Genomic DNA, 11,676 nt, shown 5'->3' on the forward strand with positions numbered 1-11,676 from the left:
AGGGCGGGGCGCCACCCCTTGAAAGGGTGACGCCCGCGAAAGGCTCAGTCGAAGCCCATCACCGTCAGCTGGCGCAGTTCGCCGAAGCCGTTGAAGCGGGTGTTGGTCACCACCGAATAGGCGCCCGCGCCGTGGAAGACGACGTAATCGCCTTCCTGGATGTTGTCGGGCAGCGAAATCTCGCCCGGCAGGCGGTCCACCGAATCGCAGGTGGGGCCGAAGACCACGCGGCCATGGCCGTTCTCGCCACGCAAGCGGCCCTCGGGCGTCAGCACCTCGATGCGGTCGAGGTTGCCGATCACCGGCAGCTCGTTCATGCCGCCATAGACGCCGTCGTTCAGGAAGACGCTCTGTCCGTCGCGGACCGCCTTGACGCGGGTGATGATGGCGAAGGCATCGGCGCAGATCCCGCGGCCCGGCTCGCAGACCAGTTCCGGGGCGTTCGCGCCGAAGGCTTCCGCCGTGGTGCGGCCGATCAGCTCGAAGATCGAGGCCAGGTCGGGCTCGACCCCGTGGACGCGCCAGGACGGGAAGCCGCCGCCCACGTTCAGCCGCTTGGGCTGCACGCCCGCCATGTCGGCGATCTGGGCCGCGGTGCGAATATACTGCTCCCACGCGTGGGGATCGGTGCATTGCGTGCCCGGGTGGAAGGTCAGCGAGGCAGTATAGCCCCGGTCCTGGACCGCCCGCAGCAGGTCCGCCGCCAGTTCCGGCGTCGCGCCGAACTTGGACCCGAAGTCATAGGCCGCGCCCAGCACCGGCAGCTTGAAGCGGGGCGAGATCTCGCACCCTTCGGGCGGCACCTGCTCGAAGAGCTTGTCCAATTCGGTCCGGCTGTCCACCGACCAGGCCTTGATGCCCGCGCCGACCGCATGGGCGATCTCGGCGCGGCTTCGCACCGGGTTGTGGTAGTGGCGCGCGGCCATGGGGGCGAGGCGGCCGATCAGGTCGATCTCGAACGGCGAGGCCACGTCGAAGCCGCGGATGCCTGCCTGCACGAGGTTCTGGATCACCGCCTCGTCGGGGTTCGACTTGACGGCATAGGTGACAAGGCCCGGAAAGCCCGCCAGGAAGGCGCGGGCGCGGTCCTGCAGCACGGTCGGCGCGAAGACCATCACCGGGTTCTCGGGCTTGAGGCTGCGGACGATCTCGGCTGGGTTCTCCCACACGGTCTTGGCCTGGTGGCCTTCGGTCAGTCCCATGCGCAATCCTTTCCATGGCCGGGGGTTCGGCCGCTCAACGCGAACGGCGCCCTATGGGGTGCATTGGGCGCGATGAAAAGGATGGATCGTCGCCCTTGGCCGGTTAATCTGACCGGCGACGCCGTCACATCGACAAGAGGGGACAATGGACGACACCGACCGGGCCATCATCGCGCATCTCGGACAGGATGCACGCATGTCGGTCGCCGTCCTCGCGCGGCGGCTGAAGCTCGCGCGGTCCACGGTGCAGGCCCGGCTGGAACGGCTGGAAACCTCGGGCGCGATCGCGGGCTACACGCTGCGGCTGGGCGAGGCCGCGCGCGTCACGCGCATCCGCGCCACCTGCCTTCTGACGATCGAACCACGCGCCCAGGCGGCGATCCTGGGCCGGCTGAAGGCCATTCCGGCGGTCGAGAAGGTGCATTCGACCAGCGGCCGGGTCGATCTTCTGCTGCAACTCGGCTGCGCTTCGACGTCCGAACTGGACGAGGTGCTTGACCGCATCGGCAATCTGACAGGCGTGCGGTCGTCCGAAAGCCTGGTGCACCTGTCCACCAAGTTCGACCGGGCCCTGTGACCGCGCTTATGGCCGGGCCAGCCGGAACAGGTCCACGAAGGCCTGTCCGCGGCTAGGGTCTCCGGTAAAGCTGACCCGGCCGCTGGCGATCACCTGCGCCAGCAGGGCGGATCCGTAAATTGCCACCGCCATGTCGTTTGGGGGGGCCGAAAACCGCATCTCGGCCCGGGCTGCCTCGCCCGGCCGGGCCTCGAACCTGGGGCCTTCAACGGTCACGACAAAGGATTCGGCCCCAAGGTCGAAGCCTGCGGTGAAGCTGCCGGGTCCGGGCCGCATCATCGCCTCCATCGACAGCATCAGCGATGTCGGGCTGATCGGCAGGCGCGGATCATGGCCCGGCACGCCGACGCCCCAGCGGCACAGCTCCAGCAGCAACGGCCGCAGGGCGCGCCCGTGGCTGGTCAGCTCATAGACCGGCACGCGGGCGGGCGGGGGCAGGGTGCGGTGGACCACGATGCCGGCGGCTTCCAGATCCTCGAGCCGGCGGGCCAGCATGTTGGTGGCAATGCCGGGCAGGCCCGCGCGGATCAGGCCGAATCGCCTGGGTCCCAGCATCAGTTCCCGCACGACCAGAAGCGCCCAGCGATCCCCGATCAGGTCCAGCGCATGGGCCGCCAGGCAGCCCTCGGCATAGGTTTTCCTTTCAGCCACTTTCCGCCACATGCCTTTCGTGAGGTTTCGATTTAGGACTTCATGCTTGCAAATTGCAAGCGATGTGGCAGCCTTCCTTCATCTGGGGAGGAAATGCGATGACCTATTACAGCGGCTCGGTTGCCCCCGTGCCCGATGCCAACCGTCAGGCCTATGTCGATCACGCCCGCCGCGCCTGGCCGCTCATGCGCGAGCATGGGGCGACACGGATGGTCGAGACCTGGGGCGAGGATGTGGCGCACGGCAAGCAGACCGACTTCTTCCGCGCCGTTGCGGCGCAGGAGGGCGAGACGCCCGTATTCTCGTGGATCGAGTGGCCCGATCGCGCCACCGCCGACGCCGGCTTCGAGAAGATGATGAGCGATCCATCCTTCCACGAGCGGCTGGGCGAGGTGCCATTCGACGGCAGGCGCATGATCTTCGGCAGCTTCTCGCCGCTGTTCACGGCCGGCACCGACCGCGGTGCGGGCTGGTACCAGGGCTTCCTGGTCCCCGTTCCCGAGGCGAACCGGCAGGCCTATGCCGATCTCGCGCGCGAAGCGCACGAGACGATGTTCGCGCCGAACGGCTGCGCCGGAATCTTCGAATGCTGGGGCGAGGACGTGCCGCGCGGCCAGCAGACCGACATGTATCGCGCCACCGACGCGCAGGACGGCGAAGCCATTGTCCTTTCCTGGACCGCCTGGCCCGACCGGGCCACCTGCGAGGCCGCCGCAAGGGCGATGGAGGCTGCCATGGCCGGCCAGCCGATGCCCGACATGCCCTTTGACGGAAAGCGCATGATCTGGGGCGGCTTCGGGGTGCTGTTCGACAGCGACCGGGCTTGAGGGAAGTGGGGATGAGCTATCAGGGCAATCCCTGCTGGTACGAGCTGGGGACCGGTGACCTGAACGCGGCGCAGGCCTTCTATGGCGCCCTGCTGGGATGGGAGATCGAGGACGCGGGCATGAAGGACTTTGCCTATCTGCTGGCGCGCTCGGGCGGCGAGATGGTCGCGGGCATGATGTCGCTGGCGGAGCAGGAATCCGCCCCGCCGCCGAACTGGCTGATCTACTTCGCCGTCGACGACTGCGACCGGACCGCCGGAGAGATCACCCGCGCGGGCGGCCGGGTGATGCGCGGCCCGGCCGACATCCCGGGCACCGGCCGCTTCGCCATCGCGGCCGACCCGCAGGGCGCGGTCTTCGGCATCCTCGAGCCCGACATGAGCGGCATGAGCGCCGAGGATGTCGCCAAGGCGGAACGCGGCGAAGGCGCCTTTGACCAGCGCAAGGACGGCCACGGGAACTGGCACGAACTCATGACCACCGACCCCGAGGCGGGCTTCGCCTTCTACGCGGGGCTTTTCGGCTGGACCAAAGGCGAGGCGATGGACATGGGGCCGATGGGCTCCTACCAGCTGTTCCGCCACAAGGGGACGGACATCGGCGGGATGATGGGCCTGGGGAACGCGCCCATGCCCGTCTGGCTGCCGTACTTCGGCGCGAACGGCATCGTGGGCGCGATCAGCCGCGTCAAGGCGGCGGGCGGCACGGTCTCCCATGGTCCGGTCGAGGTGCCGGGCGGAGCCTTCATCGCGGTCTGCACCGATCCGCAGGGCGCGTGGTTCGCGCTTGTCGGCCCGCGCGAGCATACGGCCTGACCCGTCCGCTTGCCCCTTGGCCCGTGGCCCTTGCTTCGGTAAGTCCGACCCCAAGCAAGGGGACCGACCGATGAGCATGGACAAGACCTTCGACGCCGCCGCAGCCGAGGCCCGCATCGCGGCCGAATGGGACCGCGCCAACGCCTTCGCCGCGGGCGCCAACGCCAAGCCCGGTGCGCCCAGCTTCTCGGTGGTGATCCCGCCGCCGAATGTCACCGGCAGCCTGCACATCGGCCACGCGCTGAACAACACCCTGCAGGATATCCTGGTCCGCTGGCACCGGATGCAGGGGCACGACACGCTGTGGCAGCCGGGGCAGGACCACGCGGGCATCGCAACCCAGATGGTGGTCGAACGCCAGATGGCCGCCGCGCAGGAACCTGGCCGGCGCGAGATCGGGCGCGAGGCCTTCCTGCAGAAGGTCTGGGCCTGGAAGCGCGAATCCGGCGGCACCATCACCAGCCAGTTGCGCCGCCTGGGCGCGAGCCTCGACTGGTCGCGCAACGCCTTCACCATGTCGGGCGCCCCCGGCGCGCCCGAGGGCGAGGGCGGCAACTTCCACGACGCGGTGATCCGCGTCTTCGTGGACATGTACGAGAAGGGCCTGATCTACCGCGGCAAGCGGCTGGTGAACTGGGACCCGCGCTTCGAGACCGCGATCTCCGACCTCGAGGTCGAGAACCGCGAGGTCGACGGCCAGATGTGGCATTTCAAGTATCCGCTGGCCGGCGGCGAGACCTATGACTACGTGGAACGCGATGCCGATGGGAACGTGACCCTGCGCGAGATGCGGGACTACATCTCGATCGCCACGACCCGGCCCGAGACGATGCTGGGCGACGGCGCGGTGGCGGTCCATCCGGATGACGCGCGCTATGCGCCCATCGTCGGCAAGCTCTGCGAGATCCCGGTCGGACCGAAGGAGCATCGCCGCCTGATCCCGATCATTACCGACGAATACCCGGACCCGGACTTCGGAAGTGGCGCGGTCAAGATCACCGGGGCGCATGACTTCAACGACTATGGCGTCGCGCAGCGGAACGGCATCCCGCTGTATGCGCTGATGGACGGTCAGGCGCGGATGCGCGAGGACGGGCTGTCCTACGCCGAAAGCGCCGCCATCGCCACGGCCGCGGCGCGGGGCGAGGAGGTGGGCGATGTCTCGCAGGTGAACCTCGTCCCCGAGGAGCTACGGGGTCTCGACCGCTATGACGCCCGAGAGAGGGTGGTCGCGGCGATCAACGCCGAGGGGCTGGCCGTCACCGACGCCGAGGGCAACCCTTATGTCGAGCGCAAGAAGATCATGCAGCCCTTCGGCGACCGCTCGGGCGTGGTGATCGAGCCGATGCTGACCGACCAGTGGTTCGTGGACACGGCCAAGATCGTGCAGCCCGCCATCGACGCGGTGCGCTCGGGCCGCACGAAGATTCTCCCTGAGCAGCACGAGAAGGTGTATTTCCACTGGCTGGAAAACATCGAGCCCTGGACGATCTCGCGCCAGCTCTGGTGGGGCCACCAGATCCCGGTGTGGTACGGCCTCGACCTGGAAGCGCCCGATTTCCGCGACGACCAGGGCGACGGCGAGCTTGACCCCGTCGAAATGCTGCGCCTGCTGAACGACGACCGGCTGGTCCGCCCCGGCGAGATCCAGCACTGCGCCGCCAGCTTCGACGAGGTCCGCGCGAAGTTCTTCGACGAGCTTGCGGCCCAGCCTGCGCCCATCGCGGCGGGTTCGGTGATCGAGGTCGAGGACCGCGACGCCGCGCTACACGCTTTCGCCATGGGCCTTGCGGAATACGAGACGACGGGCGACCCGACCCGGATCGTCTATCCTGTCTGGCGCGACCCGGACGTGCTGGACACCTGGTTCTCCTCGGGCCTGTGGCCCATCGGCACGCTGGGCTGGCCCGAGGACACCGCCGAACTGCGCCGCTATTTCCCGACCGACACGCTGATCACGGGCTTCGACATCATCTTCTTCTGGGTGGCCCGGATGATGATGATGCAGCTGGCCGTGGTCGGCGAGGTCCCCTTCCGCACCGTCTATGTCCACGGGCTTGTCCGGGACGAGAAGGGCGCGAAGATGTCCAAGTCCAAGGGCAATGTCATCGACCCCTTGGAACTGATCGACGCCTATGGCGCCGACGCGCTGCGCTTCACCCTGACCAGCATGGCCGCGATGGGCCGCGACCCCAAGCTCGGGCCGAAGCATGTCGAGGCGAACCGCAACTTCGTCACCAAGATCTGGAACGCCACCCGCTTCGCCGAAATGAACGGCGTCTTCGACGCGCCCAGCGGTCAGCCCGCGCCCCGGCACACGGTGAACCGCTGGATCATGGGCGAAACGGCGCGGGCGCGGCTGGCGCTGGACGAGGCGCTGGCGGCCTACCGCTTCAACGACGCGGCGCAGGGGCTTTATGCATTCACCTGGGGCAAGCTCTGCGACTGGTATGTCGAGTTTGCCAAGCCCCTGTTTGACGGCGAACATGCCGAGGAAACCCGTCAGACGATGCGCTGGGTGATCGAGCAGGCGATCACCATGCTGCACCCGATCATGCCCTTCGTGACCGAGGAGATCTGGGCCCTGACCGGCAACCGCTCGACCATGCTGGTGCATGGCGACTGGCCGACCTACGGGGCCGAGCTGATCGACGCGCAGGCCGACCGCGAGATGAACTGGGTCATCGGCCTGATCGAGGGCATCCGTTCCGCCCGCGCCCAGATGGGCGTGCCAGCGGGCGCCAAGCTCGACCTGGTCGTGACCGAGGCCGACGCGGCTGCCCGCGCGGCGCTGGCCGCCAATGCGCCGCTGGTCGAGCGGCTGGCGCGGGTGAACGCGCCCGTGGATGGCGCGGCGGGGCGCGGGATGATCGCGGTCGCGGCGCCCGGCGCGTCCTTCGCGTTGCCCATCGGGGACGTGATCGACGCGGGCGCCGAGACGGCGCGGCTGGAGAAGGCATTGGTCAAGGTCGAGAAGGACGCCTCGGGCTTGCGGGGGCGGCTGTCGAACCCCAAGTTCGCCCAGAACGCCGACCCCGAGGTCATCGAGGAAACGCGCGGCAAGCTGGCCGATCTGGACGAGGACATCGCCCGCACCCGCGCCGCGCTGGAGCAGCTGAGGACTTTTTGACACACTGGTTTGAACGCATCGCCCTGCGGCGCATCGACGAGGCCGCAGCACGGGGCCAGTTGAGCGGGCTGCGGGGCGAGGGCAAGCCCTTGGACCGGGACCGCCTGCGCGAGACGGCCGAGGATGTCATGTACCGCATGATGTCCGACGCGGGCTTTTTGCCGCCCGAGCTGCAGATGGCCAAGGACATCGAGGCCAAGCGCGCGGTTCTGGACCAGATCGAGGACGAGGCCGAACGCACCCGCCTGCAGAAGCAGATCGCCCTGCTGGAACTGAAACGCGGCATGGCGGCCGACCAGCGCCGGCGCTTCGCGGCCGGCTGACGCGTATGGCGGCGGTTGCGCCCCAAGATGGGTATTTGGGCCAGAAAGAAGTCCTGAGCGTGGCGCTGGGCGCGGTTCTCTGCAGCAACGCAGGGTGCGTGGGCTCCATGCTCCGTCATGGAGCGCGCCTTGGCGGATGGTGCGTGCAGAGCGCGCACCCTTCGTCGTCGCCTTTATGATCGTTCGGGTCAGCGTAGAGTGCGTGGTCTTCACTCACCGTTATCCCTCATCTCAGGCGGAACTCGTCGGGGATGCCATCTTGTTCGAGCAGGACGAGGTCGGCCATGAGGGCAGCGATCGCGGGGGCCATGCCGAAGCCGATCTTGAAGCCTCCGTTGGCGACGAAATGACCGGGGCGGCCGGGCCAGGGTCCCAGAAGGGGCGCGCGGCTGGCGGCGCGCGGGCGGACCCCGGCCCAACGGTCGATCACGGGGGCGTCCCTCAGGGCGGGACAGAGGGTGCGGGCGCGCTCGATCAGGGCGTCGATCTGTGCGTCGATGCCGGTGGGATCGTCGAAGTCGCGTTCCGCGGTCGAGCCGATCGCCACAGTGCCATCGGCATGGGGCACGATGTGCAGCCCTTCGGCAAAGACCTGCGGCGCATCCGGGGCAGCGTGGGCCAGCAGGGCGGACTGGCCCTTGACCCCGCCCCCGATGCTGCGTCCAAGGTCAGAGGAAAGGGCCGTGAGTCCTGCGGCTCCGGTGGCCCAGATCACCGGGCCTTCCTGCGTGTCCGGCGTCTGCGGACCGGCGTTTTCCTCGATGGTGCCGCCACGTGCGCGGATCGCTGCCGCCAGCGCGGCACCGGCGGGGCGCGGCGAAAGGCGGGCCGTCAGGTTGTCGTTGAGGTAAAGCCCGCTTTCGCTGACAGGCAGAAGCGGACCGGCAGGCGCGTCGGTCAGTTCCATGCGGAAAGGGTCGGGCCAGACCTCGGCCGCCGCCGCGATGCGGGCGCGGAGGCGGTCCAGCGTCGCGGGATCGACGGGCTGGATGCGGCCGGTGCGGGCATAGCCGGGGTCGATGCCGCCGGCCTTAACGATCTCGGCCCACCAGCCTTCGGCGGCGACGAGCGCGTCGAGTTGCATCTGCTTCTTGGCGTTCCAGTTCTCGGGCGCGTGTGGCGCCAGCGCCCCCACCGTCCCGCCGCTGGAGCCTGCGCCGATGCGAGCGGCCTCGATCACCCGCACCTGCGTGCCGCGCTTCAGGCATTCCCAGGCGCAGGACAGGCCGAAGATCCCGGCGCCGATCACCGTCACCCTGCTTGCCATCGCCTCGTCCTTTCCCCATGAGCCGCGCCGAAGGGAGTTAGCGCCGATGACCCACGACGACCAGAGCGGGCTCGACTGGCGCGGCGCGATCCCCGTGTCGCGGCGCTTCGACGACCCGTATTTCAGCCTCGCCGGAGGGCTGGAGGAAACGCGCCATGTCTTTCTCGCAGGCAACGACCTTCCTGCGCGGCTGCGCCCCGGCTTTCACGTGGCCGAGACGGGTTTCGGCACCGGGCTGAACCTGCTTGCGCTGGCTCAGGTTGCCACCGTGCCCGTGCATTTCACCAGCTTCGAGGCTTTCCCGATGACGGTGGAGGAACTCGCCCGCGCCCATGCCGCCTTCCCCGAACTCGCCGCGCTGGCGGCCGAGTTGCGCGCGGGCTGGGATGCGCCCAGCTTCCGCGTGGGCCAGGTCACCGCCGAGATCGTTACAGGCGACGCCCGCGAGACGCTGCCGACATGGGAGGGGAGGGCGGACGCCTGGTTCCTCGACGGCTTCTCGCCCGCGAAGAACCCCGAACTGTGGTCGGACGCGCTGATGGCCGAGGTCGGCCGCCACACCGCACCGGGCGGCAGCTTCGCCACCTATACCGCCGCCGGCCACGTCCGCCGGGCGCTGGCGGCGGCGGGCTTCGCCGTCGAGCGTGCCCCCGGCTTTGCCGGCAAGCGCCACATGAGCCGGGGGATCAAGCCCTAGCGGCGCACCTGCGGAATGCGGCTCGGGGCATATTCCACGGGCGGGTGGGGCGGCTGGCCGTGGGTGACGCGCCAGAAGGCCGGCCCTCCACGCCGCAGGAACAGCGGCAGGGCCAGCACCATCCCCGCCACGAAGCCGCCCGCATGGGCCCAGTAGGCCACGCCCGAGTCCCCGCCGATCATCGCATAGCCCGAGAAGAGCTGGACGGCGAACCAGACCGCCAGCATCACCCAGGCGGGAATGGTGAACATCTTGATGAAGATGATGATGATCGCCACCACGTCCACCCTGGCGCGCGGGAACATCAGCAGATAGCCCCCCATCACGCCCGCGATCGCCCCCGAGGCGCCGACCATGGGCACGCCGAGGTAAGGCTCGGCCAGGACCTGCGCCCCGGCGGCGACCAGCCCGCTGCCCAGGTAGAACAGCAGAAAGCCGAGATGGCCCATCTGGTCCTCCAGGTTGTCCCCGAAGATCCACAGGAACAGCATGTTGCCGCCGAGGTGCAGCAGGCCCGCGTGCAGGAACATGTGGGTGAACCACCCCCACAGCAGTTCGCCATGCACCACCGCCACGGGATACAGCGCAAGCCTTTCCCACAGCCCGACCATGCCGCCCGCCCAAGGCGCCGTCAGCAGGAACAGCGCCACGTTCAGCAGGATCAGGACGCGGGTGACATGGGGCGTGCCCGTGGAAGGGTTGTGGTCTCGGATCGGGAACATGGCCTGCCCTTTCAGGGGTCGGATGTGGGGCCGGTTTCGCAGGCCTGACAGCCAAACACCCCATTGTGCAGGACGGTTCACAGGCTACAGATGAAGCCAGTCGGCGCCGGGCGCGCCGGATGCCGAGGGAGAGGCCGATGACCACGATGACCGACCGCAAGAACGCCGCCATCTCGCGCGGCGTGGGGATGACCACGCAGATCTATGCCGAGCGCGCCGAGAACGCCGAGATCTGGGACAGGGACGGTAACCGCTACATCGACTTCGCAGCCGGCATCGCGGTCGTGAACACCGGGCACCGGCATCCGAAGGTGGTGCAGGCCGTGAAGGACCAGCTCGACCGCTTCACCCACACCTGCCATCAGGTCGTCCCCTACGAGAACTACGTCGCACTGGCCGAGCGGCTGAACGCGCTGGTCCCCGGCGACTTCCCCAAGAAGACGATCTTCGCCACCACCGGCGCCGAGGCGGTGGAAAACGCCATCAAGATCGCCCGCTACGCCACCGGCCGCAGCGCCATTGTTGCCTTCACCGGCGCCTTCCACGGCCGCACCTTCATGGGCATGACGCTGACCGGCAAGGTCCAGCCCTACAAGGCGGGCTTCGGCGCGATGATGCCCGACGTCTGGCATCTGCCCTTCCCGAACGAGCTGCACGGAACCAGCCAGCAGGACGCGCTGGCGGCCTTGGACAAGCTCTTCAAGGCCGACGTCGATCCCGCCCGCGTGGCCGCGATCATCGTGGAACCCGTGCAGGGCGAGGGCGGCTTCTACCCCGTCCCCTCGGGCTTCATGCAGAAGCTGCGCCAGCTGTGCGACGACCACGGGATGCTGCTGATCGCCGACGAGGTGCAGACCGGCTTCGCCCGCACGGGGCGGCTGTTCGCGATGGAGCTGCACGGAGTCGCCGCCGACATCACCTGCATGGCCAAGGGCCTGGGCGGCGGACTGCCGATCTCGGCCGTGACCGGCCGGGCCGAGATCATGGACGCGCCGAACCCCGGGGGTCTGGGCGGCACCTATGCCGGCAACCCGCTGGGCGTGGCTGCCGCGCACGCCGTGCTGGACGTCATCGAGGAGGAGGGCCTGGCCGAGCGCGCCGAGCGGCTGGGGCAACGCCTCAAGCAGCGCTTGGCCTCCTTGCGCGACGACGTGCCCGAGATCGTGGACATCCGCGGCCCCGGCCTGATGAACGCGGTCGAGTTCAACGTGGCGGGCAGCGACAGGCCCAGCCCCGAGTTCACCAACCGCGTCCGCGAGGAGGCGCTGGCCCGAGGCCTCATCCTGCTGACCTGCGGGGTTCACGCCAACGTGATCCGCTTCCTGCCGCCGCTGACGGTGCCGGATGCCGTCTTCGAGGAGGCGCTGGATATCCTCGAGGATTCGATCCGCGCGGCCCGCGTATCCTCGCGCAGGGACGTGGAAAAGGACGGGCACCTCGCCCCCGGCAAGCAGGAAGCCTGACA

The 11,676-nt window shown here is 68.8% G+C and carries 11 protein-coding genes; 7 read left to right on the plus strand and 4 right to left on the minus strand.

Annotated elements, in window-relative coordinates; all coding sequences use genetic code 11:
• Positions 1–44: 44 nt before the first annotated feature.
• Complete coding sequence (locus ACFFII_RS14050) at positions 45–1,202, minus strand: type III PLP-dependent enzyme (RefSeq protein ID WP_377699497.1); 1,158 nt, start codon at positions 1,200–1,202, stop codon at positions 45–47.
• 145 nt (positions 1,203–1,347) lie between these two features.
• Between ACFFII_RS14050 and ACFFII_RS14055 the strand changes: the two genes are divergently transcribed.
• Complete coding sequence (locus ACFFII_RS14055) at positions 1,348–1,779, plus strand: Lrp/AsnC family transcriptional regulator (protein ID WP_090753804.1); 432 nt, start codon at positions 1,348–1,350, stop codon at positions 1,777–1,779.
• Positions 1,780–1,785: 6 nt separating this feature from the next.
• On the opposite strand, the gene ACFFII_RS14060 is transcribed toward ACFFII_RS14055, so the two are convergent.
• The gene (locus tag ACFFII_RS14060) at positions 1,786–2,430 is read right to left on the minus strand and encodes a winged helix-turn-helix transcriptional regulator (RefSeq protein WP_377699498.1); all 645 of its coding nucleotides are present in this window, start codon (positions 2,428–2,430) and stop codon (positions 1,786–1,788) included.
• Between the two features lie 98 nt (positions 2,431–2,528).
• On the opposite strand from ACFFII_RS14060, the gene ACFFII_RS14065 reads away from it, so the two are divergent.
• The 4 genes from ACFFII_RS14065 to ACFFII_RS14080 all read left to right on the plus strand — a co-directional run bounded on the left by ACFFII_RS14065 (position 2,529) and on the right by ACFFII_RS14080 (position 7,525).
• The gene (locus ACFFII_RS14065; RefSeq protein WP_377699499.1) at positions 2,529–3,257 is read left to right on the plus strand and encodes a DUF1428 domain-containing protein; all 729 of its coding nucleotides are present in this window, start codon (positions 2,529–2,531) and stop codon (positions 3,255–3,257) included.
• An 11-nt stretch (positions 3,258–3,268) separates the two neighbouring features.
• Complete coding sequence (locus tag ACFFII_RS14070; RefSeq protein ID WP_377699500.1) at positions 3,269–4,072, plus strand: VOC family protein; 804 nt, start codon at positions 3,269–3,271, stop codon at positions 4,070–4,072.
• A 70-nt stretch (positions 4,073–4,142) separates the two neighbouring features.
• Entirely contained in the window at positions 4,143–7,202 is a 3,060-nt protein-coding gene (locus ACFFII_RS14075; RefSeq protein WP_377699501.1) for a valine--tRNA ligase, read from the plus strand.
• Positions 7,199–7,525, plus strand: coding sequence for a DnaJ family domain-containing protein (locus ACFFII_RS14080; RefSeq protein ID WP_377699502.1), 327 nt, complete (start codon positions 7,199–7,201; stop codon positions 7,523–7,525). Before ACFFII_RS14075 ends, ACFFII_RS14080 begins: the two co-directional genes overlap by 4 nt.
• A 226-nt stretch (positions 7,526–7,751) precedes the next feature.
• Here the strand turns inward: ACFFII_RS14080 and ACFFII_RS14085 are convergent, their stop codons facing one another.
• Complete coding sequence (locus ACFFII_RS14085) at positions 7,752–8,792, minus strand: NAD(P)/FAD-dependent oxidoreductase (RefSeq protein WP_377699503.1); 1,041 nt, start codon at positions 8,790–8,792, stop codon at positions 7,752–7,754.
• A gap of 46 nt (positions 8,793–8,838) precedes the next feature.
• On the opposite strand from ACFFII_RS14085, the gene mnmC2 reads away from it, so the two are divergent.
• Positions 8,839–9,489, plus strand: coding sequence for a tRNA (5-methylaminomethyl-2-thiouridine)(34)-methyltransferase MnmC2 (gene mnmC2, locus ACFFII_RS14090; protein ID WP_377699504.1), 651 nt, complete (start codon positions 8,839–8,841; stop codon positions 9,487–9,489).
• On the opposite strand, the gene ACFFII_RS14095 is transcribed toward mnmC2, so the two are convergent.
• Positions 9,486–10,211 (minus strand): rhomboid family intramembrane serine protease, encoded by a 726-nt coding sequence (locus tag ACFFII_RS14095; protein WP_377699505.1) that lies wholly within the window; start codon positions 10,209–10,211, stop codon positions 9,486–9,488. The two genes, mnmC2 and ACFFII_RS14095, sit on opposite strands and share 4 nt — an antisense overlap.
• Positions 10,212–10,348: 137 nt before the next feature.
• Here ACFFII_RS14095 and ACFFII_RS14100 point away from each other — a divergent pair, with 137 nt between their 5' ends.
• On the plus strand, positions 10,349–11,674 hold the full coding sequence (locus ACFFII_RS14100) for a 4-aminobutyrate--2-oxoglutarate transaminase (protein WP_377699506.1): 1,326 nt from the start codon (positions 10,349–10,351) through the stop codon (positions 11,672–11,674).
• Positions 11,675–11,676: the final 2 nt, after the last annotated feature.

Origin of the sequence: Paracoccus niistensis (assembly GCF_042432925.1) — a bacterium.
Lineage (GTDB): Bacteria > Pseudomonadota > Alphaproteobacteria > Rhodobacterales > Rhodobacteraceae > Paracoccus > Paracoccus niistensis.